Origin of the sequence: Legionella israelensis, from assembly GCF_004571175.1 — a bacterium.
Classification (GTDB): Bacteria; Pseudomonadota; Gammaproteobacteria; order Legionellales; family Legionellaceae; genus Legionella_D; species Legionella_D israelensis.
Genome location: NZ_CP038273.1, coordinates 2,962,690 through 2,987,915, shown reverse-complemented (window position 1 = coordinate 2,987,915; position 25,226 = coordinate 2,962,690). Strand labels below are relative to the sequence as shown.

Sequence of the window (25,226 nt, the reverse complement as noted above, 5' to 3'; positions counted from 1 at the left end):
AGCATGCGCTCCAGAAAATATAGACGGGCAATGTTTCCTTAATTCAGCTTAAGACAATGCATCCGTGGCCGTGACATACTCATATCCTAAGTCTCTGGCAACGGCTTCATGTGTAATCATACCTTTATGTACATTTAAACCATTTAACAGATGGCCGTCACTGAGCAATGCAAGTTTTACCCCTTTGGTCACCAGACTGATAATAAATGGCAGAGTTGCATTATTCAGGGCAAAAGTCGATGTTCTTGGCACTGCACCTGGCATGTTGGCGACACAATAATGAACCACATTTTCTACCACATAAGTAGGCTCATGATGAGTTGTAGGACGACTGGTTTCAAAACAACCACCCTGATCAATAGCGACATCAACCACAACCGAACCGGGACGCATGGCTTTTAACATTTCACGGGTAACCAGTTTAGGGGCAGCCGAACCAGGTACCAATACTGCACCTATTACCAGATCTGCATTCGTTACATAATGTTCGATGGAGTCCACAGTAGCATAAATTGTGTTCAACTTGGAACCAAATTGAAAATCCAATTCGCGTAATCGAGGCAAGGATTTATCCAATACAGTCACATGGGCTTCCATCCCCATGGCCATGCGAACTGCGTTAGTACCTACGACACCGCCACCTATAACCACTACATTAGCCGAAGCCACACCAGGAACCCCTCCCAGTAAAACACCACTACCCCCTTGAGCCATTTCCAGGCAATGAGCCCCTGCCTGAATGGACATGCGCCCGGCAACCTGTGACATAGGTGTTAATAAAGGTAAGCCACCGTCATTCTGGGTCACAGTTTCATAGGCAATTGCCGTTACTCCAGACTCTTTTAACAAACGTGTCTGTTGTGGATCAGGCGCCAAATGCAAATAAGTAAATATTGTTTGTCCTTCCCGAAGGCTTTTGCATTCAACAGGCTGAGGTTCCTTGACTTTTATGATGAGATCAGCCCGGGCAAAAATTTCCTCTGCTGTATCTACAATTTCAGCACCGGCTACACGAAAATCCTCATCACTGATGCCTATACCAAGACCTGCTTCTTTTTCAATAACAACTGAACTACCTGCTCGAACAATCTCTCGCACGCTAGAGGGCACAAGACCAACTCGATTTTCCTGTGATTTTATTTCTTTAGGTACACCAACCAACATATCTTTTTCTCCACATTACATTGAAGCCCAGAGCCTGTTGACAATTACTCTATAGTACCTACGTACTGTAGTTTCCGCGGTATCCGGATCTCATGGATGCCGGGGATAAACCATGGCGCGTAAGCATTTAAGCGAGAGCACGAAAACAAATGTCAACAGCTCCTAGTACCTCATCCTGAAAATAGATTGATCATTCTGCAGCAACATAATGCCTTGACTTCCCGCGGTGACTACGGTAAGTCAAGGATGAATGATCTTATGATTTACAGGATAAGGTACTAGCATTGTTTTAATTCTTCTATAAGCTGCGGTACAAGTTCAAACAAATCCCCAACCAGACCATAATCGGCAATTTGAAAAATAGGTGCATCTTCGTCTTTATTGATAGCAACAATCACCTTGGAATCTTTCATTCCTGCCAAATGCTGTATAGCACCTGAAATACCTATCGCTATATATAAACTGGGAGCCACGACTTTTCCGGTCTGACCAACCTGATAATCATTAGGGACAAAACCAGCATCAACAGCTGCTCGCGAAGCACCAACAGCAGCACCTAATACATCAGCGAGTTCTTCCACCAATTTAAAATTTTCAGCATTTTGCAAGCCTCGTCCTCCTGAGACTACAATCCTGGCACTGCCCAAATCCGGCCGAACAGACTCACTCAAATCATGACGGACAAATTCAGACTTGGATGATGGATATACTTTATCCAATTTTTCTATGCAACAGGGGGGTTGGTTTTCAGTCACCGGCTCAAATGCTGTTGTGCGTACAGTCAATACCTTTATGTTATCCAATACACGTACAGTCTCGAGGGCATTTCCTGCATATACAGGATGTTCGAAAACATTTCGTTCTATAATGCGCGTGACATCTGATACCTGAGTGACATCCAGCTTTGCTGCCAAACGGGGAAAAATATTTTTACCAAAAGTACTGGCAGGTGCAATAAAATAATCAAACGAAGAAGCAACAGACAGAATCAACTCACAGATTTGTTCCGCCAGCGGATGTTCATAGCATGATGCATCATCAACCATCCATACTGCCTCCACACCGGCAAGGCTCGCAGCTTGTTCGGCAACCGGGTGACATTGGCTGCCTATCACCAACAATATTGGTTTTTCTTTCAGTTGCAAGGCTGCTGCAAGGGTATTTCGCGTGGCTGGATGCATGGATTGATTATCATGCTCAACAAGAATTAATAGGCTCATTTTTCCCTCCTTGTTAAAGCACTTTGGCTTCGTGTTGTAATTTATCCACCAATTCAGCCACTGATTCAACTTTTTTACCGGCTGTTCTAGCTAAAGGGGCCGTCACTTTTATAACCTCAGAATGTTTTTCAAGATTTAAGCCCAAAGACTCTATTTCGATAATATCTAAAGGTTTACGTTTCGCTTTCATAATATTAGGCAGGCTGGCATAACGAGGTTCATTTAATCGTAAATCCGTACTAATCACTGCCGGCAATTGAATTTTTATTGTTTCCAGACCACCATCAATTTCTCTTGTGATCTCAGCGAAATTATCATTTATTGCTATTTTGGATGCAAACGTTGCCTGAGGCCAATCCAGTAAAGCCGCCAACATTTGTGGAGTTTGATTATTATCGCCATCAATGGACTGTTTACCCATTAATATGATTCCAGGCTGCTCTTTTACAACAATCTGCTGCAATATTTTAGCAATATTCAGACTTTCAAAGGACTGTTCGGTTTTGAGCAGAATTGCCCTGTCTGCACCAAGAGCCAAAGCATGCCGTAATGTTTCCTGAGACGAGTCGCTGCCAATCGATACAGCCACTACTTCTGAGGCTTGATTGCTCTCTCTCAGTCGAAGCGCTTCCTCAATGGCAATTTCATCAAAAGGATTCATTGACATTTTCACGTTTTGTGTTTCAACACTTGACTGATCAGGTTTAACTCGGATTTTTACATAAGGATCAATGACCCGCTTCACTGCTACCAGAATTTTCATGGTTCCTCACTGAACATTGAACTTAAAACAAGATGCATCTTGCCAGATATAATGGTAAGAATTCAAGATAAATCAGGAAACTTCATAATACCGGTTTCCGCCTGTTTCAATTTGTCCATATGCCATACAAAAATATAAACATTGAAAAAGAAGTATTGGGGCAAGCCGCGTGCCCTCATTAAATCTCAAACAATTCCAATGCTCCTGTCTTAGATTCCACCTCTACAATACAATTCACCTCTTCTTTCTCTTCTTTTTTCGAGTTTGACTCATACCACTTAAGGGTTAATAAAGCATTATCGACAGCTAAAGGAGCATTTACGCCACTGCCGTAAAGCCAGGATTGCTCTTTTAAGGATTGAATGATTGTTCTCGCCGAGGTAATTTTCTCCGTAAGACTTAACTTATGATTTCTGTCTATTTCTTTTAAACCCATTAAAGCTGATTTAAAGCTTTCTCTTTTTTGCCACCCTGTGCGAAACTGTATAAACCATTGTTGTTCATTGAGCGCCAAATAACTTTCAATATGACTGGCAACCATTTTTAATTGAGGAGTTTCAAAATAACATCCCTTATTCTTTTCTTTATTGGCAAGCATCAAAGCATTCTCCATTTTTTCACTTGTTGCGGCTGAAAATTCAGGAGGCTCTGTGATCATTGGTCTTAAAAGTGTAGCGGCAATACTTGAGGCGGTATGATAACTCTGATTAGTCAGCCAGAAACTCATCTCAATCACTCTGGCCAGCAAAGACGTGGTGTATATACTAGCTGTAGAGCTGATTTCCTGCATTTTCTGACCAAAATGCCTTAAATGTTGTGATTGACTTCGTTCGAGATACTGGCCTAATTTCAGAGAAATAAAACAAACTCCATACACAGCAATAAGTTCATCAGCAAAAATAAAGACACAATATCCTGCCATAAAAACAGGCAGTTGCAGAAGCAATGCTCTCATGAAATTCTGCTTGATAACCTGGGTATCCTTGGAATGAACATGCATTTGTTCAACCATTTTTATCAAAGCATCGTACAAGTCAGTTTGTGTCCTTGTTTCTGAATTCTCTTTTTGTTTCATTAACCATTGCTTAAAATCCTCCATATTATTGATGTGATCAAATGAAATATTTTTTTTCTTATTTTCAGGATTTAAGCGCGCATAACAAAAATTAAGACATTTAAAACAAGCCCCTCGATTGTTATTTTCTGACAAAATTTGCTCAAGGCAGTAAATGAGGGAGTTTGTATTTTGTTTAATCTTATCTTGATGAAACAATAAGCTTAGTGATTTGTAACGCTTTTTAATTTCATCAAACGCCGGTGATCCGGCTGTCAATTCCTGAGAAATGAGCCGGATAAAATCAGCTTCAAGACGAGACATCAATTCGTTATTTATTTCAAGTTCAGGGTGAATTTCGTGTCTTTGTGTATGGCTGTTGTATTCCACATACGGCTTTAGTAAATCAGCAAGCTTTTCCTTGAATTCTTCCTTAAATGTATCCATTCCCTACTCCCAGCAGTTTAGATTTTTAATGCATGCTTTTGATTTAAAAAATATTTGAGCAAGCCAACTTCAATCACCGTTAAATATAACGTCGACAATACATCACTTAAATAATGATGGTACAATAAAATACGTGTGGATACGATACAAAGGCCAGCAATAAAAAATAACCATAAGTAACGAGGAAAGATAATGGACAATCCCGCCACCAGGCTGAAGATCGTGGTTGTGTGTCCGGAGGGAAATGACCAATAAGGGCGATGAAATTTGAACCAGTAAAAACCATATAAATGTGCATCAATCCAAAGATCCGGACGTGCCCTTCCCAACACCAGTTTTAATACGGAGGCAAGAATATTGGTTATAATAACGCATAAAAACAGAAACCAGCTTCTGTTTTTCCAAACAGATTTCGGCCGAAAAAAATGAAAATACAACGCAATAATGAACAGGAGAAAACTGGCAATCTGCCATTTACCCAATAAACTGACTACCGACAACCAAGCGAATTGGCGTAAGTCCATCTGATAAAAATAAACAGCTATCACTTTATCAAAATAGATATAACAAAGGACCAGTGCAACTACATAAAGAACAATCACTACCGGATGTATCATCCAGCTAAACACTCGTTCAGGTTTATACATCGCTTTTCCACCTAGTAAAAATTAGTGTAGCAAGCATCATATAAGAAGAACGGCGTTTCCTCAAATGTTAGGTTCTGCTCACCAGGACAAACACAGAGCTTCATGTCAATACCGCAGTCAATGCCGTAGTAATTCCTGGGGATGTATTTTTTCAAAGCCATTTTTCCATCGAATCCCCGCTACTTGATAGCGGGGTCTAAACAGAGCTTCGTATGGGTATGAATCAACACCGCAGTGATTCGTAAGTGGAAAAAATTCACAAAGCCGAGTTTTCATAAAGCGATTAAACTGTTCATTTAAGCACAGAAAGAATATAATATAAACAATGCATAATTTTGGCCTGTTATTTTTTTAAATAACTTGATGTCATTCAATCAGATTGGTTAATATGTCTGATTTCTCCACCATCGTGGATAAATAGACTATGCCTCAGCTGAGCCTTATTCAACAGATTGCTGTCTGGGCAATCCCCGTTTTATTTGCCATCACTCTTCATGAAGCCTCACATGCTTTTGTTGCACATCGCCTGGGTGACTCCACAGCCAAAGCATTAGGTCGGTTAACTCTCAATCCATTTAAACATGTTGATTTAGTTGGAACGATTATTTTACCGTTACTTGTTGCTGTATTAAGTAATTTTAATTTTGTATTTGGTTACGCTAAACCTGTTCCAGTCAATTGGAGACAATTGCATAATCCCCGTCGTGATGCTGCATTGGTAACCATCGCAGGCCCTTTGTCAAATTTTATAATGGCTTTTCTATGGGCAGCCTGTTTTAAGCTATCTATTATGCTTAATCCACAATCATCTAATCTTGTCTTGTTTCTCCTACTAATGGCTCAGGCAGGAATCATCATTAATCTTGTTCTTGCTTTTCTGAATTTAATTCCCATCCCGCCTCTTGATGGCAGTCGAGTAGTTAACAGTCTGCTACCCCCCAAGTATTCTGATTATTATCTCAAACTTGAACCTTTTGGTTTTTTGATTTTAATCCTGTTATTGTTTACAGGGCTTCTTGGTGCCATATTGCTACCCTTGCTAAAATTGGGATTGAACGTCATTCGGGCTATTTTTAATCTATGAAGATCATTGCTGACGCTACCTTACCGGCTTTATCTCAAGCTTTTCCCAAGCCATTCCAGCTTTGTGTCTATCATGACAGGAAAGAATTACAACAAAGAATAAAAAATCAGGATATTTTACTGTGTCGTTCCACTTTAAAAGTGGATGCTATGCTCTTGGACAACTGCCCGGTTAAATGTATTGCTACAGCAAGCTCCGGTATCGATCATATAGATATTGATTATTTACATGAAAAAAAGATTTCTCTATTGAGTGCGAAAGGTTCCAACGCCACTGCTGTAGCAGACTATGTCATGTCATCTGTTGCCTATCTTAAAAAGAACAAATGGCCTGGCGGAAAAACTGCAGCGGTCATTGGCGTTGGCGAGGTAGGTAGACGAGTTTCTCAACGTTTATCGGCAGCGGGTTTTAATGTTTTACAATACGACCCCCCCAAAGCGCTTTCCAATTTTTCATTTCAAACTGTTGCTATGGAAGAATTATTTCAATGTGATCTTATCTGTGTTCATGCTCATTTGCATAACGAACCTCCCTATCCCAGTCAAAACTTATTGAACAAAGCTTTTTTTGATCAATTAAACACAGGTACAGTGATAATCAATGCTTCCCGGGGACGTATCGTTAATGAACGTGACCTTTTACAAAATCAAAGGGAATTGATTTATTGTGTCGATGTCTATGAAAATGAGCCTGACATTAATAAAGACATTGTCTTTTATGCCAGTTTATGTACCCCACATATTGCCGGTCATAGTCTTGAAGCAAAATTTGAAGCTGTTGCCTCAATCAGCCGTCAACTGCATCAAAAAGCAGGATTAACGCCTCCCGTGTATGATTATCCTCAAATTCCACCGGTAAAATCATTTGCCAGTGATTTATCCTGGGAAGATATCGTGCTCTCTCTATATGATCCTTCAAGAGAAACACAGGAGTTAAAACAGGCTGTGAATTTGAAAGAACCCTTTCTTCAATTAAGAAAAAATCATCATTTTCGTCATAATTTTAATGTTTATTCATTCCATGGATTGAATTCCCAATGCAAAAGTATTTTAGGAGTAAAAGAAAGAGACTAACCGCGCTAAGCATAACTGCGGGAATAGAACCTAATAACACTTCAAAAACTCTCTGACCGTTTGCTGGTCAGAAAAAGGATATTTCACCTGACCAATTTGTTGATAAGCTTCATGTCCTTTACCGGCAATTAAAATAATGTCATCCTTATTCGCCCGATAAATGGCTTCTTGAATAGCCCTATTGCGATCGACTTCTTTATAGGTATCGATTTTTGTTGTAATTCCTTCAGCTATCTCCTCTACAATCGCTAAGGGATTTTCACCGCGAGGATTATCACTTGTAATAATGATCTTATCAGCATGCTGGCTTGCCACTCTTCCCATAACAGGTCGTTTTGTTTTATCCCTGTCGCCGCCACAACCAAAAACCACCCACAATTTTCCTCTTTTTAATTGCTTCAATGTGATTAAAACATTTTCAAGTGCATCAGGCGTATGGGCATAATCCACAATGATCAACGGATCAGTAGCAACCACTTCCATGCGTCCTGGCGCTGGTTTAAGCAGTGACATAACCTCAACAACCTGATTTACAGAATAATTGCTCGCCAGCAAGCTGGAAAAAATAGCTAATGCATTGTACATATTGAACTTTCCCAATGCATTTATTCTGAAATGATGGGCTCCCCAAGGAGAAGATACCTCCAATTGTGTCCCAGTCATATCCATGTTCCAATGGCTTAATTTAATATTACTATCCTGGGACATTCCATAAGTTAGAATTTCTGCTGTTTTTGCAAGTGAAGTCAGCATCTTTACAGCATACTTGTCATCCTTGTTCAAAATGGCCCACTGTAAACCTGGAATGGAGAAGAGTCGGGCTTTGGCAGCAGCATAATCTTCCATTGTATGATGGTAATCCAGATGATCATGCGATAAATTGGTAAAAATCGCCTGGGTGAAGGGAATATCGGCAACTCTATATTGGCTTAATGCGTGCGAAGACACTTCCATACAGACGTGCTTAACTTGATTTTCCTGATAATTAAAGAGTAACTTCTGCAAACATAAAGCATCTGGCGTTGTATTATTTAAGGACTGCAAAGCACCAACCTGACCTTCACCAAGCGTGCCAATATAAGCTGCCTTTTGTTCTAATAAGGCATGAGCCTGCGCCAATTGATAGGCAATGGTTGTCTTCCCATTTGTTCCAGTCACACCAGTCAGTAAAAGCTTTTTTCCTGGGTGATCATAGAACCGACCAGCTATAGAAGAAAGCTTTATTGTTAAATGCTCTAATGCAATCAATGGAATCGATAATGATAAATTAGAGGGTGTAAATCCACCTGTAGGATCATAAATAACCGCTGCAGCTCCAGCCGTGCAAGCCATTTTGATATAATCTCGACCATCCGTAACAGCCCCAGGATAGGCTATAAACAAATCTCCTTTTTGCACCTGCCGACTATCATTTTGCAAGCCTGTAATTTCACATTCCGGTAATACGTCTTTTATCCATGGTTTTAGTAAATACTCTAATTTCATGATCGATCTCGAAATTGGATTGAAGTTCTGCATCATCTATATTCTTTGCTTTTAATGATACCAGTAAACTGAAGTCTTATATTCTCGACTATAGCCATTTTTTAGGGTTCGAATCCTCTCTAGTTGATAGCGGGCCCATAAGGAGCTTCGCATGGATACCACGGTCTATGCCGCGGTAATTCGTGCCATTCTATTTTCTCAAGTCATCGATTTAAAACGGCTTTGATAGTGCGCTTCTATGGTCTTTAATCTATTGCATTCCTTTACTTGAAAATGGCTAAAGTCTTATATTATTGTTCATCAGGTTGAATATCATATAAATGTAAAGCTGCTTTCATCACTTTGGCAAATAAGGGTGCAGCTACGGACGATCCATAATAATTTCGATGTGTAGGCTCGTGTATAACCACTACAACCACAAAGCGAGGATTAGAAACAGGGGCAATGCCGGCAAAGCTTGCAATATGACGGTTCGCTTCATAGCCATTTTTACCCGCAATGCGTGATGTCCCTGTTTTGCCTGCCACTCGATAACCCGCTATACGTGCATTACGCCCCGTACCATATTTACTGACGACTGCTTCCATCATGGTTAAAACCTGTTGCGCTGTTTTTTTCTTAATGACTTGTATAGCTGGAGAAGAATTGACATTATGCAGCAGACTTACAGGCATCAGTTTACCTTCGTTAGCAAAAATTAAATAGGCTTTTGCCAATTGCAAAGCAGTTACTGAAATTCCATAGCCAAATGCAAGCGTGGCATGAACAAATGGATTCGCATCTCTTGCACGTACCATCGAGCCACTGCTTTCACCTGGGAAAGCTGTTTCCGTGCGTTGTCCAAAACCGCAAGCAGAGAACAAATTTAAAAGATTTTCAGGCGGACTCGCAAGCACCAGTTTTGTTACACCAACATTACTTGAATGCTGTAAAATGCCAGTAACATCCAGTACACCGTAATTTCGACCATCTCTTACAGGGTGTCCATGAACCATGATCCAACTTGGATTGGTATCAATAATGGTGTCGGGTGTGAATAAACCTGATTCAAGGGCGCTGGCTATACTGAAGGGTTTAATCACAGAACCTGGCTCAAATGTATCTGTAGCCGCACGATTTCGATACTGGTCCTGGTCATAACGAGATCTGGAATTTGGATTATACGAAGGAACATTCACCATAGCCAATATTTCCCCGCTCTGGCTGTCCAATACTATAACTGATCCAGATTTAGCCGCAAACTCATTTACTGTTTTTGTCAACTCATTGTAAGCAAGGTATTGGAGCCTTCTATCTATACTCAATGGTAAATCATGCCCTGGACGAGGTTCTTTAATCACATCAAGCTCTTCAATAATTCGTCCTATACGATCTTTCAATACCCTTTTTTTCCCCATAATTCCCATAAGCCAATCTTGATAGGCCAGCTCTATACCTTCCAGCCCCTGATCATCAACATTGGTAAAACCAATCACATGCGCAACACTTTCTCCTTCCGGGTAATACCGCTTAAATTCATGTTGAAAATTTACACCGGCAATATTTAAATTTGAAATTTTTTTAGTTAATGTGGGCGGAATTTGTCGCGTCAGATAAATAAATTCTCTTGAACTCAGTTGCTTAACCTTGTCCATAAGTACTTGTGGGTTAATGTTCAGTAAATGCTTTAATTGTTTGAGTTGATGAGAATCAGGTGAAAATTCCTGGGGATTAATCCATACGGATTTAACGGATGTGCTTACTGCAAGAGGCGCTCCATTGCGATCGGTAATCATTCCTCGGTATGCAGGAATATCAAGTGTTCTTATGCTTCGGGCATTTCCCTGACCTTGTAAAAATTTTCGATCCAATACCATTAAGTCAATCATTCGCCATATCAATACCAACAACAGTATGCTAAAAAACAGCAAAATAATAACAAGTCGGGCAAAATGATGATTTTTTTTCATTGTATTTGTAAAATAAACTTTTTATCAGGGGGTGGCAGAATCATCCCCAGTTTATTATGAGCAAGTTGCTCTACGCGAGAAGAAGTTGCAAGGCTTGCCTGCTCGAGCAATAATTGTCCCCATTGCATTTGTAAGCGATGCTTCTGCTGTTCCGCCTGCTCAACCTGATTAAATTTTATTCGATAAGCATTGGTAGTATAAATAACTGCCATGGCGCTTAACAAAACAGCAAATGATAACACAATCACGAAAAAAAGTGACTTTGATAGGCGTAAATCTGTAAATTGGCCATTGAATAAGTTACTTTGATTAATCACCTTTGCTGCTGCGTTCATTGTTGTTTCTCCCCTATTCTCAATACAGCGCTTCTGGCTCTCAAATTGTCTTTAATTTCTGCTTCATCAGGTTTAATGGCTTTATTGATACGTTTAAAACGAATTTGAATCTCTTCATGTTTTAGCGGTATTTCTCGAGGTAAGGATGCCCCTTGTTCTTTGAACCGCATAAATTGTTTTACGATTCGATCTTCCAGAGAATGAAAGCTAATCACTACCAAACGTCCGCCGGGTGCCAACACGTCAAAACTTTGTTCAAGACAGCTTTTCAACTCGGCAAGCTCCTGATTAATGTAAATTCTGATGGCTTGAAATACTCGGGTTGCCGGATGTTTATGTTTTTCCCACTTTGGGTTGGCTGCTTTTACGATTTCCGCCAGTTGCATGGTCGTGGTAATGGGTGCCTTTTCTCTGGCTTCTACAATGGCTCGTGCAATACGCCTGGCGAAGCGTTCTTCACCATAGTCTTTAAATATCTGGGCCATTTCCTCCATTTCTGACGTATTGATAAAGGTTGCAGCATCCATGTTTTGAGTTGTATCCATCCGCATATCCAGAGGACCTTGATGGATAAAACTGAAGCCGCGTTCGGGATTATCAATCTGGGGTGATGACATGCCCAAATCAAGTAAAATCCCATTTACCTTTCCATAAACACCTGTTTGTTTTGCTATCTCTGAAAGTTGTGCGTAAGACGCATGAAAAATAGAGAATCGTTTATCATTAGCAAATATCTTACGAGCATGATCAATGGCTTCGGGATCTTTATCAATTGCGATCAAATATCCGCTATCACCCAGAGCCTTTAAGATTTCCCGACTGTGTCCCCCACGCCCAAACGTTCCATCGATATAAATGCCCTGGCTTTTTATCGCCAGTCCCTCGATGGATTCATGTAATAAAACAGATTGATGGGTGGTCATATCAGTTCTCACTATAATGAAATATCTCTCAGTTCTTCCGGCAACCCCTCTTTTTTTGAAGCCTCTTCAGCTAACCATTGCTCACGCCTAGATTGCCATAATTGTTCATCCCAAACTTCAAATTTATTTCCCTGGCCTATCATGACAACTTTTTTTTCAAGCTTTGCATATTCGCGCAACACTGGTGGCACTAATACCCGACCATTCGCATCAAGCTCGACATCGGTCGCATGCCCAATCAACAGACGTTGTATACGACGAGCAGTCGCATTAAAACTGGGTAATTTCTGTAACTTGTCCTCAATGAGTTGCCATTGAGAAGCCGGATAAAGCAGAAGACAGGTTTCTTCCGTGTCAATAGTGATAACCAAGGATTTTCTCTCACCTTCGCCCAAAGCGTCTCGATACCGCGTTGGCATGGCAAGGCGACCTTTCGTATCAATGGTGATGGCATTTATTCCACGGAACATGTTCTTCTTTTGTAGGGTTACCCACAAATCTCCACTTTTTTATTATTTTAACCCACTTTTCTACACTATAGAAACAGATTTTCACTCGCGTCAAGAAAAAACAGATTTTTTTGATAAATTTTTGATAAAACTGGCAGGATTGATAAAGGCGTTTCTAGTTAGACCATTAAATGAAAATTATCAGGAATAATGCAGCATATATGAGAGGAGAACAGCAAAATATGAGAATCAACCGCTCAATTATTTTTACCGACTGCAAATTTAGGGCATGTTCTAGCGAAAATCGTTCATTAGCGCCGAAAGCCTTACCCCTTGTAAGACCAGATCAGGGACATGCACATCAAATAAATCTTGATTTTCAAACAAAGAAGCAAATCCCCCTGTTGCAAGTACAAGAACTTCCTCATTTGCAAAAGCTTCTGATTTAAGCCTCTGTATTAATTCCCGTCCTGCACCCAGAGCACCGTAATACACGCCAGATTGAATGCTTTCAATGGTGGAACGACCAATCACTTGCTGGGTTTTCACAATTTCTACTGGCGGGAGTTTTGCAGTATTCGTTGATAAAGAATCCACAGACAAACGTATCCCTGAAAGAATAACACCGCCAAGATAGGATTTTTGAGCGTTGATCACACAGAAAGTGGTGGCTGTACCGAAATCGATGATAATTATGTTCTGATTAGGGTAAAAATGAACAGCAGCAATGGAGTTTGCAATGCGATCGGCACCAATTTCCAAAGGATTTCGATATTTGAGATTTAAGCCGGTTTTCACGCCAGCCTGAAGAAAAAAAGGCTCAATTGAAAAATATTTAAGGCAGGCAGAGCGCAATGAATAATCAATCTGAGGCACAACCGAACAAATGGCAATTTGATGAATAGCTTCTGGAGAGCAATTATTTTCACGCAGCACGCTCTTTAAAAAAATTCCTAATTCATCTGAGGTAATAACTTTGGAAGTATGACGAAAACGCACACGAATGTCGTCTCCTGCAAATACACCGCCATAGATATGCGAATTTCCTACATCAAGACAGAGAATCATAGTAAAACATGAAGGACTGAAAAAAAGAGATAGTATGATTAGTCATGGTGTTAATCAAGTGTTTCTTAGGTTCCATGAACAAAATTTTTTGCTTCAATGGATGAAATGAGGACATCTAGCTTGCTTTCACCTGATACATTGTTGCCACCCCAAATACAGTGGGATGGCCTCACGCAAACAGAGTTAATCGAAAAATTCTTTTTTAATATGGTTTAACGATAACCGTAGTGCCTATATCAACAAAACTTTCATTTAACCATTTTGCAGCACTTGGCAATACCCGAATACAACCATGGCTGGCGTTATAATTAGGCACTTCATAGGCTCCATGGATAGAATAACCACCATTAAAGTGCATACAATGAGGCATGCGTGCCCCGCCATTCGTCTCAATAGGGTATTTACTGGATGTACATTCCTCCCCTTTCTTCGAATAAACTCTGAATCGTCCTACTACGGTTCGGCAACTTCTGCCGATATCTTCACAGAAATCCTTACCGCCTGATGCACGACCTGTTTTTATCCTATTACCTTGAGCATCATAGGCAGCCCAGGATGTCACGCGAGGATCAAATATAAACACCTTACGGCCTGTAGCTTTTCGTTTTTCAGGAAAATGGTATGTACCTTTATTATCAAAACTGTGGTGCATGGTGTAATGGACATTTCCGCCATCATCAACCACAGAAACTGAGCGATCCATCGAGGCGCAAGATGTCAGTAAAACAAACGCTGGTACGATTGCTAATTGTCTTTTCACGATGTTTCTCCCTCTTTTTTTAAAATTATCGGGAGAATTTGAAATTAGTTTAGTAATTTTTATAAAAAAATTTTACTATTTGTTTTTTTTAAGCTCTAACAGCTCGTTTTTCATATCTTTTTTTATTTTTTCAGGTAACATTTCAAGAATTGCCAGTACCAATTGTTTATCAGAGCATTCAAAACATCCTCCTCGTGGAGGCATGGCATTAAAACCTTCCGACGCACGTTGGAATAAACGATCTGCCCCCTGCCTGACACGCGCCTCCCAATCGTCTATATTTTGCTTACGAGGAGCACCTATTGGGATCAGAGGTTTTGATGCATGACAGCTAATACAAAAATGTTTCACAATCTGCTCACCCTCATTATTTGATCCGGCAATTTGATTTAAAAAATCTTGTGGGTGGTGGCTATTTGCATATACCGTCATTGATAAAAAAACAGGTATAACTCGTTGAATGGCTTTAAACACATACATCTCAGTAAAATTAAACTTTCATTGATTTTGACGGTGGATTAAACCATAGAGATAAGCCATGAGTAAAGAAATCAAATTTGAATTAATGCCATACATAACATTTATAATATAAGGAAATTGATCTTTGCTCATGAACAAAATAAATTGTACGAGAGGTATCCAAAAAATTGGACATTCTTAAATATTTGTCTATTCTATATATCTATGGGCCATATCCGAACGGCTTGAAAGCTGAAGAGTTTTTCACTGCCGATAATAAGCCTGAAACGGTTAAAAAATCAGTCGATTTTTATTAAGGATTTTGTAAAAGGAGCCGATAATATGGAAAATGTTATTGAGAGAAATCCAATGGTTGATGAAGTTGATGAAACGACTATATTTAAATCCTTTCATTCAAAAAAGCAAATTAATTTTGCCCAAAAAACCATGCCCAATATGCAAATAAAAGAAGAAAATACATCGACTGAGAATGCATCCGGACAAATAGAAGCACTTAAAGCCTATATTTTAAATGCCCTCGAGGTCGACCATATCAAAGTCTCTCATTTTAAAACAGAAATTCAATCAGGCCGATATAAGATCAATAGCGATACAATAGCTTCTCAATTACTTACAACCATGGAGTTTGCTTAGAGCATGTCATCTTGAGATTTTTTGGCTGCCAATAATGTCGTGATGACACGCTTTAGCGCTTTAGCTGAGTGATTTAAATTTAATTGTAGATATTAGCCGCACTTTTTGTAGCCAGGAAACGAAAGAAGACACCTAACATTACCGCCATTAACGCATTATTTTCGCCATTATAATCATCAGAAATAAAAAAAATTAACAAAATTGCAAGTTTCTTGTAAAAAATGCTTTTTTATTCTGATTATGATCATTTTTTATCCTATATTTTATAACAGGGATGTATTATTTCTGTGGTGAACTATGGCTCTTAAAAATGGCAGCGGTCAAATTGCAGCAGTAAATGGTCTGTTGCTTCGAAAAAATATCAATGGCGAGATATCTATAGCAAAGCAGGGTGCAATCCTTAATGATGGTGATATTCTTACCCTTATAACAGGCAATGCCTATGCTAAATTTTTAAATGGATTTCCAACAATTTTGCAAATCAGCAAACCGATCATCCTTGACGGCATAAGCCCACTACTAAAAGCAGCAACTAAAGAAACCCTTCTGGAACATATTATAGAAGAAGCCATTAAAAAGGGTATCGATCCTAGTGTCATTCTGGAAGCTCTCGAAGAAACCGCCGCTGGAGAAGGGGGCAGCCTGGAAATGAATGAAGGAAGTGATTTTATTATCCTGAATCCTTTATACAGCCTCGGTGGTGTGGCAGCAGGTTACCCCACAAAACCAATCAATCAATCTTTTAATGAAAATATAGAAAGCAGTTTTCTTTTTAAACCAAATGACTCGAATCATGCTGGTTTCAATATCTTAGCTGAACCCGACCAAACAGAGTCCAATCCACCAGAACCACCAGAACCTGCATTAATAAATAATTTGGTTATCAATGTTCATGATGATGCCCTAGCATCTGGTATCACTGAAAATCAAACACAAACTTCAACTCAGACCGTATCTTTGACTTCGCTTTTCAATCCTTCCTCAAACATAAATTTTGAATGGAGCGGCAACATTAATTCATTACCAAAATTTACTGTGCAAGGAAACGATGTTCTGTTCTCTGTCAAAGGAGATACTTTATCAGCGGAAGTTAATATTAAGGGGCAAATCCAGACAGTCTTTACATTTACACTGAACGATGATGGAACCCTGACGAAAAATCTTTTAATGGCAATCGATCATCCAAATGCCAATAATGATGACTCTGAGATATTCAGCTTTGATTTATCTCCACTGATACGTGCCATTTTTAATGGTGGAGATTCAATAATACTTCCCCCCAGTACGGTTTTAGTAAACATTGAGGATGATGTACCGATAGCCATTCCAAAACCTGGTACAGTTACAACGTCTTTAGATGAATCAGCTCTAATGCCTGAAGGTGATGGTGTGCACATTGCTACCATTCCAGCAAACAAGATTTCGGATCTGTTTGAAACACCAAAATTCGGCGCCGATGAAAATGGAACAGTAACTTACAGCCTTAAGGCTGTTGATGATGCCCCCACGGGGCTCTGGTTTACAGGCGAATCTGCGATTACTGAAGAAATTCGCCTGATCAAAGTATCGGATGATCAATACGAAGGACGCAGAGGCGGAGATGGCGGAAAACTTGCCTTCACCGTTCAAATTAACAATACAACAGGGGAAGTTACCATTACTCTGGCAAATGACGTAGCACTTCATCATCCTGATGCCTCTAATCACGACGATGCATTAACCTTAGCTAACAGTGCAGCCATTCATGTCGTACAAACCGTCACCGATGGAGATGGGGACAGCACCTCCGCCACCAGCACCAATCCTCTCCAGATTTCCTTTGATGACGACGGCCCTGCCCTTGATATCACCGCCAGCGACAATGTCCTGCTGCTTGATGAAAGCACAGGAGGAGCGCCTAATGAAAACGATGAAACACTATCGACTGACCCCAATGACATCGGCTATGCCAAACTCAGTGCCAGTGAACTGTTCACCCTCAGCACCAATGCCGGTGCGGATGGAGAGCAATCCTTAAGTTTCCAACTGGTGGTGAATGACAGTGATTCAGGCCTCACCGAAACTGCCACCGGCGATGCCATTGTCCTCTCTGCCAATGAAAACGGTACCGAAGTCTATGGACAAAACAGCAGCGATGGCCTCGTCTTTAAAATCGTCATCGACCCCAACACAGGCAATGTCGAAGTCTTTCAGTACAGTGCCATTGTGCATGATAACCCAAGCGATCCTGATGAAGCCGATACCCCCAAAACCCTGGCTCAAGATGCCCTCTCACTCAAAACCACCCTTATCGATGGGGACGGCGACATCGCCGAAGACAGCTTCGACCTGGGACAACTTATCCACTTCGAAGACGATGGACCGGTCGCTCAACTTGAATTAAATGGTAATACCGTCACTCTCGATGAATCCATCGGCATCGATAACAATGACCCCAATGCCCATACCGACGATGACATCAGTAATAACCCTTTCCCCGCCGCTTACGGAACACCCATTGGATTGATCAGTGATGTGGCGCTGGTTGAAGGCAGTGCTCTTTTTGGCTCTGATGGACCGGCAATCACTCCAACAACCGATACCGGCTCAGAAGAAGCTCCTTCTGTCGGTGATGAAACAGCAGCTGATGAAGCCCCTGCTACTGCCCCCAGAGCCGGAGCAGAAGCTGAAGATGCTGCTTCCGCTGCCCGCGACACTCGAACAGAGGCCGATGAAGCCGCTTCCGCTGCCCTCGATGATAGAATAGAGATTGAAGATACTGCTTCTGCTGTCGACGGTGTTGAAGTGGAGGCGGAAGAAGTCGATTCTACGCTCGGCGATGTTAGAGCAGAAGTTGAAGATGCCTTGTCTGCTGTAGACAGAGTTGAAGCAGAAGCTGAAGAAGTCGTTGAGGCAGGCACTGAAGCAGAAGCTGAAGAAACCGTTGAGGCAGGCGCTGAAGCAGAAGCTGAGGAAACCGCTGAGGCAGACGCTGAAGCAGAAGCGGAGGATGAAAACAATGATTCATTACCTGACAGCGGTGGTACGGCTACCGACAGCATCCCAAGTATCCAATATGCTTTAAACCTCACCCAGGGAGAAGGAAGTGATTCTGGATTGAAAACCACCACCGGTACCAGCATCCATCTTTATCTCGAAGACAACGGTGATGTGACCGGACGTGCCGGCTCATCCACAGACTCCGTAGCTTTTGCCATTCGCATCGATGAAACGACAGGAAAAGTAACGGTCGCGCAGTATTTATCTCTTCAGCATCCGGATGCGCCAGAAAATGACGATGAAGCCATAAACCTCTCAGGCAAACTCGATATCGTCATCACCGCCACTGACGGCGATGGTGACCAGAACAGCAACAGCATCGATATCGGTGCCAATATACGCTTCGAAGACGATGGACCGGCCATTTCGGTGGCGGTGAATGATGGTAATTCCATCGTATTGAACACACAGGACGCTGATACCATAGGTAACGCCTCCGATACCGCCACCGCTTCCTTTGCTGCCGCTTTTTCCATCGACAGTTCCTCTTATGGAAGCGATGGAGCCGGAAGCATTGACTGGAATTATCAGCTTAACCTGATGGCAGATGCCCCTCTTAACTCCACAATGACCAGTGGAGGTCAGGCCATTTACCTGTACGAGGTCGATGGAGACATCATCGGCTCAACAGCCAGCGACCAAAACGACATCAATACAGCCAATACCATCTTCTCCCTCAGCGTCGATGCCGGTACAGGAGACGTCACACTAACGCAAATGCAGGAAATCGACCACCCGCTTCCAGGCGATAATGCCAATTACAGCCAACAAAGCCTAGTGCTTAACACCGGCTTAATCGCCTTAACGGCCGAAGCCATCATCACCGACGGCGATAACGACACCGCCATCGACTCACAGCAACTGGACTTAGGTGGAAATCTTATCTTTGATGACGACGGCCCTGCCCTTGATATCACCGCCAGCGACAATGTCCTGCTGCTTGATGAAAGCACAGGAGGAGCGCCTAATGAAAACGATGAAACACTATCGACTGACCCCAATGACATCGGCTATGCCAAACTCAGTGCCAGTGAACTGTTCACCCTCAGCACCAATGCCGGTGCGGATGGAGAGCAATCCTTAAGTTTCCAACTGGCGGTGAATGACAGTGATTCAGGCCTCACCGAAACTGCCACCGGCGATGCCATTGTCCTCTCTGCCAATGAAAACGGTACCGAAGTCTATGGACAAAACAGCAGCGATGGCCTCGTCTTTAAAATCGTCATCGACCCCAACACAGGCAATGTCGAAGTCTTTCAGTACAGTGCCATTGTGCATGATAACCCAAGCGATCCTGATGAAGCCGATACCCCCAAAACCCTGGCTCAAGATGCCCTCTCACTCAAAACCACCCTTATCGATGGGGACGGCGACATCGCCGAAGACAACTTCGACCTGGGACAACTTATCCACTTCGAAGACGATGGGCCTGTTATTAATGCTGATCCACCGGACAACTTTGAACCATGGCAAAGCCCGGATATATCACATATCACCTTATATTGGCGACAAGCCGATGATGGGCATCTGGAAGATACACGAGGCAACGGCAAAGACCCGGATGGATGGTTTACCGTCAAAATTGATAATTATCGAGGAAGCCCTGATTTAGATGACGAAATTGGCCGAATTCTTGATTTTTTAGTATCAGAAGAAGTGATTGAAGAATCCGATAAAGATAGTTTGGTTGGGGTTGCCATAAAAGGAGGTCAACAGGAATTATGGTATGATTACGATACAGCAAACTCTGATCCAAATTCTGATTCACATCCAAACGATATTCCCGATTTTCCGATAGAGAAAAACGAACTTGATATGACCTATGCTTGGGGTGATGTGCTAGCATCAGGTATTCCTCCTTCTAATACCTCATCCCAACAAACCATTACTCTGGATGAAAATGACTTATCGGAGGAAAATTCATTAGTATCCTCTGGCCAGATAGATATTTCATATGGCTCTGATGGTGTGGGTGGTCTTACGCTTTCAGACAGTGGAGCGCCAGACGGTTATACTTATACACTAAACCAAAATGCTACGGTTCTTACAGTCCGTGATCATGAAACTAACACCGATGTAATGAAAATCAGTATTATTAATGCGGCTACAGGAGAATATGAAGTCGAATTATTATCCCCGTTAACACATCCAACTTCAGAAGATATTTTGTCATTTAATATTGGCTTTACAGCCACTGACGGCGATGGTGATGCTGTAACAGGTTCATTTGGCATTAATGTCATTAACGATGGTCATCCTGTTGCCTATGATAACAAAGCGAAAGTAGACGAGCTCTCAGATTATCTTAATATTTATTTTGTATTGGATGTTTCTGGAAGTATGGGTTGGAAAATTGACCCAGTTACCGGTGAAACAATATACAGTTGGTGGGGGCCTATTGAAGGCTCTCCAAATCGATTGGAATTAGCCAAGGAAGCTTTAGTCAATTTAACAGAACAATATTCAAACATTAATGGAGAAGCCTTGATAACTGTCGTACCCTTTTCATCCGGCAGAGGAGACAACGGCGCTTTTGCTTCTCAAACTTTTAATGTTCTCACACCGGCAGGCCTGCAAGCTGCCAAAGATTTTATTAATGAGCTTGACGTGGGTGAAGGATCACTTGGAACAGGAACGGAATACAATGATGCTTTAAATATTACACGGGAGCAATTAGAAGCTGATCTGGCAAACTCTGCTTTGGATAATTATGAAAATAAAGTGTATTTCTTATCCGATGGCATGCCCAGCCCTAATGCAGAAGCTCCAGCAAGCTGGCAGGGATTTGTTGATGGCAATAATATTGATGTTATTCCTGTAGGCATTGGTGATTTTGATACAGGTGGCTTAGTTGCGGTCGGTAATTCAGGAGATGAGATTATTCAGGTCATTAATCCAAATGAGTTATCCGCTATTTTGGAAAATCAAATTTCTCATATTGCAACTGGAAATGTTGTTACTGACTTAAACAGTCATGGAGAAATTGACACTTATGGTGAAGATGGTCATGCTGCAGGCACACCGCTGGTTATCTCCATTGAACATAACGGTGTAACTTATCAATTTGGGGATTACTCGCAAAATACTGATGGGCATTATGTTGCTACGATAGAAACAGAATTAGGCGGGCAATTAATATTTAATTTCTCAACGGGAGATTATCAATATACAGCTCCGGTTGTTTCTGGAGATAATGAGGAAAGATTTGAATATACGATTCAGGATGCCGATGGTGATACGGCGAGTGCCTTTTTGACCATCTGCATACATGACACCTCACCGCCTGAATTTATTGTCGGCACCAATGTAGATGATCAAGATACCAGCGATACAGCCTATGCCGTTGGAGATGGTAAAGGTACGATCACAGGTGATGGAGCAGGGGATATTCTGGTAGGCGATACAGGGGGACAGGAGCAAACAGGCAAAGTGGCGAATCTTGCATTTGTTCTCGATGTTTCCGGCAGTATGAATGATAATTTAGGAGACAGTAATCAAAGTAAGCTCGACGTTTTAAAAACAACCATGAGCAATTTTCTAACACAATTATCCGAAACTGAAAATGCTGCCATAAGGGTACATATCGTACCTTTTGCCAGCATTGCCCTCGCTCCACAAACCTTTGATATCAGCAGCGGCGAATTAACCAGTGCCTTAAACTATATTGAGGCATTAGAAGCTAATGGCGGTACCAACTATGAAGCGGCTTTAGGTACAGCAAATAATTGGTTTAGTGATCCAAGCCATTTGTTAGCTAATGCAGATTTTCAGCAAACGATATTTTTAACCGATGGCCTGCCTACTTTATATACTGATGGTGATTCGACCGATTATACCAATGAAAACAAAGTATTTGGTCACGGGCAGCATGTTGAAAAAGTATTGATAGAAAATCTCTATGGAAATCATGAGGGAGAAGAAGTTACACGCGATATATTAAACAACATCGGCGAAACTGATAGCAGAGATCTGGACGGTCGTCAGGATTATGTTTATGACCAAGATGATGATGGTGACTTTGAAACCATTCCTACTACAAGTGATTTCATTGAAAGTGTTCCAGATACGTACAGTGAAGTGGACGCATTAAAAGCTCACGGTCCTCTGCGAGCCATATCTCTGGAAAATTCCGAAGCCACCACTTATTTGAACAACATTGACAGCGAAGGTCAGGCCTATCAAGTTGGTTCACAGGAATTATTGCAGGAGATTTTAAATGACCTCAGTCCATTAAACAGCTTAAACGCAGCAGGTGATGATCGAATTATTGGTGCCGGTGGAGATGATATCATTTTTGGTGATTCTTTATATACCGATCTTCTAGCTGATAATGAGGGTTTAAATATGCCCGACGGTTCTGGGTGGGCTGTATTTGAGGAATTAGAAAATAATCATGCCGATTGGGATCGGCAGGATACTATCGATTATATTAATAATCATTCAGATGAACTGGCACAACAAACTGTTCTTCCCAATGGTAGTGGTAGAGCAGGCGGCAATGATTACATTGAAGGAGGCGCTGGAAATGATCATATCTACAGCCAGGAAGGAGCAGATACCGTGGACGGTGGGTCAGGAAATAACACCATTGATCTGGGTATCGATTCAGACGCCGATGCACTTATCTTCAATATTGAAACCTTAGATGGAAATAATACCATTATTAATTTTGACAAAAACGTAGATTACCTGCACTTTGAGAATGTTCTTACAGAAAATAGCGGTGGCAATATTGATGACTTAGACAGCTTACTTGACCCAGAAAATGCTTTTGAAAACACAGGACTAAATAATGAAGATTTGACTGTGAACTTTCAAAATGGCGCATCTATTACTTTCGTTGGCGTGGGTCTTGATGCCTCAACCATGAATTCCATGCAGGATATTACTCCGAATATTGTTGTTAATGAAATAAGTATTTAACAAGGAATGTGTAATGATAACTCCATACATCCATACCTCGCAGGAAATCCCAAGACCTGATGAGATACCGCAACCTCCTGATGAGGTCCCATCAAAACCAGATTATCCTGAACCACCTCCTGCGGACTTGCCAGAACCTGAGCCGGCAGATATACCGGAACCTGAACCCGACGATTCACCCGAGCCTTTGCCGGATCATCCGGATTGGCGTTGAACTGGCACAACACCTACCTGGCTTGCATACGCAAAGCACCATCAAGCCGAATCACTTCTCCATTGATCATAGCATTCTCTATAATATGCTGTACCAGCGCCGCAAACTCTTCCGGTTTGCCTAATCGTTTAGGAAATGTTACGGTAGCCGCAAGATTGTCCTGCACTTCCTGCGGCATATTTAATAATAGTGGTGTAGCAATTAATCCTGGAGCAATGGCATTTACCCTTATGGCAAATTGTGCCAATTCCCTTGCAGCAGGCAAAGTCATAGAGACAATGCCACCTTTTGAGGCACTATAAGCTAATTGGCCAATCTGTCCCTCATAAGCCGCAATTGAGGCTGTATTAATAATAACACCACGCTCATTAGACCCGCTGTCCACATCCAACCGAGTCATCACCTCTGATGCCACGCGCATAACATTAAAAGTTCCTACCAGATTTACATCAATCACTTTCCTGAAATCTGCTAAAGGCATGGCGCCTTCTTTTCCTACCATACGCTTTGCTGGAGCTATCCCCGCACAGTTAATACAAACTCTCGGCGTACCCACTTCTTCAATCGTTTGCTGCATGGCTTTTTCAACCGATTGCTCATCACTGACATCACAACAAATGGAAAGCTTTGCGGAAGACTCAGTTATTTCCTGTTGGTCCCAGGCAATAACACGCATACCACATTGACTTAACCATTCTACACACGTCTTTCCCATGCCCGAAGCACCACCTGTGACCAAAGCAATATGATTATCTAAATTCATTTTACCGTCCTATTGAAGAAATTCTTTACTTAGGGACTTAAACTCTGGAGTTCCTGCTTTTTTCACCCATTCGAAAAAAACCATTTCCGTTGTAATCAGATGGATTCCGGCTTGCTTCATCCGCTTTAGTCCATATTTTAAATCCACTTCGTGCCGACTGCTTACTGCATCTACCACAACAAATACTTCATAGCCAGCTTCCTTCATTTCCATCGCTGTTTGTAAAACACAAACATGGGCTTCAATGCCTGCCAATATCAGCTGAGTTTTTTCAAGTTGATTTAAGCGTTCAGTATATACGGCCTCCTGCATACAGGAGAAAGAAACCTTGGAAATAAAATCTTTGGTATTTATCATTGAGCGAAGCGACTCTACCGTTCCACCTAATCCTTGGGGGTATTGTTCACTGACCAAAATGGGAACCTGCATTTTAATGGCCAGTTTTTCAAGCCACTGGCAACGTAGAATCATTGAAGAAGAATTTAAAACCAAAGGCGATAATTTTTCCTGAACGTCGATAATGAGTAGAGCTGATTTATTTTTATTGAGTAACATTGATAAATCCTTTTAGCGAAAGAAAAAAACATTAAAAACCAAAATGGAGTATCTAGGTTCTGTGAACTTAAAATTCCAAGTGATTTAAATAACCTCATCTCGACTTTAGCCATTTTTCCGGACTCCGTGGCTTAACCACGGGGTCCATAAAGGAGGTAATTTGTATTTATCAAAGTCTTGTAAAATAGCTTTGATAAA

Annotated in this window: 20 protein-coding genes; 5 read left to right on the top strand and 15 right to left on the bottom strand. The window is 41.4% G+C overall.

Annotated elements, in window-relative coordinates:
- Nucleotides 1-48 precede the first annotated feature (48 nt).
- From ald to E4T55_RS13780, 5 genes are all read right to left on the bottom strand, one after another.
- Nucleotides 49-1,164 carry an alanine dehydrogenase gene (gene ald, locus E4T55_RS13800; RefSeq protein ID WP_058502090.1) on the bottom strand — a complete coding sequence of 372 codons (1,116 nt, stop codon included), beginning with the start codon at nucleotides 1,162-1,164 and terminating at the stop codon, nucleotides 49-51.
- Between the two features lie 278 nt (nucleotides 1,165-1,442).
- Entirely contained in the window at nucleotides 1,443-2,384 is a 942-nt protein-coding gene (locus E4T55_RS13795) for an electron transfer flavoprotein subunit alpha/FixB family protein (protein ID WP_058502091.1), read from the bottom strand.
- A 13-nt stretch (nucleotides 2,385-2,397) separates the two neighbouring features.
- A complete protein-coding gene (locus E4T55_RS13790; protein ID WP_058502092.1) occupies nucleotides 2,398-3,147 on the bottom strand; it encodes an electron transfer flavoprotein subunit beta/FixA family protein in 750 nt (249 codons plus the stop codon).
- 178 nt (nucleotides 3,148-3,325) lie between these two features.
- Entirely contained in the window at nucleotides 3,326-4,648 is a 1,323-nt protein-coding gene (locus tag E4T55_RS13785; protein ID WP_058502093.1) for a hypothetical protein, read from the bottom strand.
- A gap of 17 nt (nucleotides 4,649-4,665) precedes the next feature.
- Complete coding sequence (locus E4T55_RS13780) at nucleotides 4,666-5,295, bottom strand: phosphatase PAP2 family protein (RefSeq protein ID WP_058502094.1); 630 nt, start codon at nucleotides 5,293-5,295, stop codon at nucleotides 4,666-4,668.
- Between the two features lie 424 nt (nucleotides 5,296-5,719).
- Here E4T55_RS13780 and E4T55_RS13775 point away from each other — a divergent pair, with 424 nt between their 5' ends.
- Nucleotides 5,720-6,379: a site-2 protease family protein gene (locus E4T55_RS13775; RefSeq protein WP_058502095.1), complete on the top strand. Its 660-nt coding sequence runs from the start codon at nucleotides 5,720-5,722 to the stop codon at nucleotides 6,377-6,379.
- Nucleotides 6,376-7,452: a 4-phosphoerythronate dehydrogenase gene (locus E4T55_RS13770; protein WP_058502096.1), complete on the top strand. Its 1,077-nt coding sequence runs from the start codon at nucleotides 6,376-6,378 to the stop codon at nucleotides 7,450-7,452. Before E4T55_RS13775 ends, E4T55_RS13770 begins: the two co-directional genes overlap by 4 nt.
- Nucleotides 7,453-7,482: 30 nt before the next feature.
- On the opposite strand, the gene E4T55_RS13765 is transcribed toward E4T55_RS13770, so the two are convergent.
- The 8 genes from E4T55_RS13765 to E4T55_RS13730 all read right to left on the bottom strand — a co-directional run bounded on the left by E4T55_RS13765 (nucleotide 7,483) and on the right by E4T55_RS13730 (nucleotide 14,901).
- The gene (locus E4T55_RS13765; protein WP_058502097.1) at nucleotides 7,483-8,937 is read right to left on the bottom strand and encodes a UDP-N-acetylmuramoyl-L-alanyl-D-glutamate--2,6-diaminopimelate ligase; all 1,455 of its coding nucleotides are present in this window, start codon (nucleotides 8,935-8,937) and stop codon (nucleotides 7,483-7,485) included.
- Nucleotides 8,938-9,227: 290 nt separating this feature from the next.
- Entirely contained in the window at nucleotides 9,228-10,886 is a 1,659-nt protein-coding gene (locus tag E4T55_RS13760; protein ID WP_058502098.1) for a peptidoglycan D,D-transpeptidase FtsI family protein, read from the bottom strand.
- Nucleotides 10,883-11,221 carry a cell division protein FtsL gene (gene ftsL, locus E4T55_RS13755; RefSeq protein ID WP_058502099.1) on the bottom strand — a complete coding sequence of 113 codons (339 nt, stop codon included), beginning with the start codon at nucleotides 11,219-11,221 and terminating at the stop codon, nucleotides 10,883-10,885. Before ftsL ends, E4T55_RS13760 begins: the two co-directional genes overlap by 4 nt.
- Nucleotides 11,218-12,144 carry a 16S rRNA (cytosine(1402)-N(4))-methyltransferase RsmH gene (gene rsmH / locus E4T55_RS13750; RefSeq protein ID WP_058502100.1) on the bottom strand — a complete coding sequence of 309 codons (927 nt, stop codon included), beginning with the start codon at nucleotides 12,142-12,144 and terminating at the stop codon, nucleotides 11,218-11,220. Before rsmH ends, ftsL begins: the two co-directional genes overlap by 4 nt.
- Nucleotides 12,145-12,155: 11 nt before the next feature.
- Nucleotides 12,156-12,614 carry a division/cell wall cluster transcriptional repressor MraZ gene (gene mraZ / locus E4T55_RS13745; protein WP_058502101.1) on the bottom strand — a complete coding sequence of 153 codons (459 nt, stop codon included), beginning with the start codon at nucleotides 12,612-12,614 and terminating at the stop codon, nucleotides 12,156-12,158.
- 273 nt (nucleotides 12,615-12,887) lie between these two features.
- Nucleotides 12,888-13,661 (bottom strand): type III pantothenate kinase, encoded by a 774-nt coding sequence (locus E4T55_RS13740; protein ID WP_058502103.1) that lies wholly within the window; start codon nucleotides 13,659-13,661, stop codon nucleotides 12,888-12,890.
- 202 nt (nucleotides 13,662-13,863) lie between these two features.
- Nucleotides 13,864-14,364, bottom strand: coding sequence for a L,D-transpeptidase (locus E4T55_RS13735; RefSeq protein ID WP_394367481.1), 501 nt, complete (start codon nucleotides 14,362-14,364; stop codon nucleotides 13,864-13,866).
- Between the two features lie 132 nt (nucleotides 14,365-14,496).
- Nucleotides 14,497-14,901 carry a c-type cytochrome gene (locus E4T55_RS13730; RefSeq protein ID WP_058502105.1) on the bottom strand — a complete coding sequence of 135 codons (405 nt, stop codon included), beginning with the start codon at nucleotides 14,899-14,901 and terminating at the stop codon, nucleotides 14,497-14,499.
- 321 nt (nucleotides 14,902-15,222) lie between these two features.
- Here E4T55_RS13730 and E4T55_RS13725 point away from each other — a divergent pair, with 321 nt between their 5' ends.
- From E4T55_RS13725 to E4T55_RS13715, 3 genes are all read left to right on the top strand, one after another.
- Nucleotides 15,223-15,534 (top strand): flagellar biosynthesis anti-sigma factor FlgM, encoded by a 312-nt coding sequence (locus tag E4T55_RS13725; protein WP_058502106.1) that lies wholly within the window; start codon nucleotides 15,223-15,225, stop codon nucleotides 15,532-15,534.
- Between the two features lie 297 nt (nucleotides 15,535-15,831).
- Nucleotides 15,832-23,496 (top strand): DUF5801 repeats-in-toxin domain-containing protein, encoded by a 7,665-nt coding sequence (locus E4T55_RS13720; RefSeq protein ID WP_115325229.1) that lies wholly within the window; start codon nucleotides 15,832-15,834, stop codon nucleotides 23,494-23,496.
- A gap of 13 nt (nucleotides 23,497-23,509) precedes the next feature.
- On the top strand, nucleotides 23,510-23,710 hold the full coding sequence (locus E4T55_RS13715) for a hypothetical protein (protein WP_058502108.1): 201 nt from the start codon (nucleotides 23,510-23,512) through the stop codon (nucleotides 23,708-23,710).
- Between the two features lie 13 nt (nucleotides 23,711-23,723).
- On the opposite strand, the gene E4T55_RS13710 is transcribed toward E4T55_RS13715, so the two are convergent.
- Nucleotides 23,724-24,473: an SDR family oxidoreductase gene (locus E4T55_RS13710; protein WP_058502109.1), complete on the bottom strand. Its 750-nt coding sequence runs from the start codon at nucleotides 24,471-24,473 to the stop codon at nucleotides 23,724-23,726.
- Between the two features lie 9 nt (nucleotides 24,474-24,482).
- Nucleotides 24,483-25,028 (bottom strand): hydrolase, encoded by a 546-nt coding sequence (locus E4T55_RS13705; protein ID WP_058502110.1) that lies wholly within the window; start codon nucleotides 25,026-25,028, stop codon nucleotides 24,483-24,485.
- Nucleotides 25,029-25,226: the final 198 nt, after the last annotated feature.

Bases quoted from the DNA above. Each gene is read 5' to 3' on its own strand.
- ald (WP_058502090.1), bottom strand. From the start codon at position 1,164: ATGTTGGTTGGTGTACCTAAAGAAATAAAATCACAGGAAAATCGAGTT.
- E4T55_RS13795 (WP_058502091.1), bottom strand. From the start codon at position 2,384: ATGAGCCTATTAATTCTTGTTGAGCATGATAATCAATCCATGCATCCA.
- E4T55_RS13790 (WP_058502092.1), bottom strand. From the start codon at position 3,147: ATGAAAATTCTGGTAGCAGTGAAGCGGGTCATTGATCCTTATGTAAAA.
- E4T55_RS13785 (WP_058502093.1), bottom strand. From the start codon at position 4,648: ATGGATACATTTAAGGAAGAATTCAAGGAAAAGCTTGCTGATTTACTA.
- E4T55_RS13780 (WP_058502094.1), bottom strand. From the start codon at position 5,295: ATGTATAAACCTGAACGAGTGTTTAGCTGGATGATACATCCGGTAGTG.
- E4T55_RS13775 (WP_058502095.1), top strand. From the start codon at position 5,720: ATGCCTCAGCTGAGCCTTATTCAACAGATTGCTGTCTGGGCAATCCCC.
- E4T55_RS13770 (WP_058502096.1), top strand. From the start codon at position 6,376: ATGAAGATCATTGCTGACGCTACCTTACCGGCTTTATCTCAAGCTTTT.
- E4T55_RS13765 (WP_058502097.1), bottom strand. From the start codon at position 8,937: ATGAAATTAGAGTATTTACTAAAACCATGGATAAAAGACGTATTACCG.
- E4T55_RS13760 (WP_058502098.1), bottom strand. From the start codon at position 10,886: ATGAAAAAAAATCATCATTTTGCCCGACTTGTTATTATTTTGCTGTTT.
- ftsL (WP_058502099.1), bottom strand. From the start codon at position 11,221: ATGAACGCAGCAGCAAAGGTGATTAATCAAAGTAACTTATTCAATGGC.
- rsmH (WP_058502100.1), bottom strand. From the start codon at position 12,144: ATGACCACCCATCAATCTGTTTTATTACATGAATCCATCGAGGGACTG.
- mraZ (WP_058502101.1), bottom strand. From the start codon at position 12,614: ATGTTCCGTGGAATAAATGCCATCACCATTGATACGAAAGGTCGCCTT.
- E4T55_RS13740 (WP_058502103.1), bottom strand. From the start codon at position 13,661: ATGATTCTCTGTCTTGATGTAGGAAATTCGCATATCTATGGCGGTGTA.
- E4T55_RS13735 (WP_394367481.1), bottom strand. From the start codon at position 14,364: ATGGATCGCTCAGTTTCTGTGGTTGATGATGGCGGAAATGTCCATTAC.
- E4T55_RS13730 (WP_058502105.1), bottom strand. From the start codon at position 14,901: ATGTATGTGTTTAAAGCCATTCAACGAGTTATACCTGTTTTTTTATCA.
- E4T55_RS13725 (WP_058502106.1), top strand. From the start codon at position 15,223: ATGGAAAATGTTATTGAGAGAAATCCAATGGTTGATGAAGTTGATGAA.
- E4T55_RS13720 (WP_115325229.1), top strand. From the start codon at position 15,832: ATGGCTCTTAAAAATGGCAGCGGTCAAATTGCAGCAGTAAATGGTCTG.
- E4T55_RS13715 (WP_058502108.1), top strand. From the start codon at position 23,510: ATGATAACTCCATACATCCATACCTCGCAGGAAATCCCAAGACCTGAT.
- E4T55_RS13710 (WP_058502109.1), bottom strand. From the start codon at position 24,473: ATGAATTTAGATAATCATATTGCTTTGGTCACAGGTGGTGCTTCGGGC.
- E4T55_RS13705 (WP_058502110.1), bottom strand. From the start codon at position 25,028: ATGTTACTCAATAAAAATAAATCAGCTCTACTCATTATCGACGTTCAG.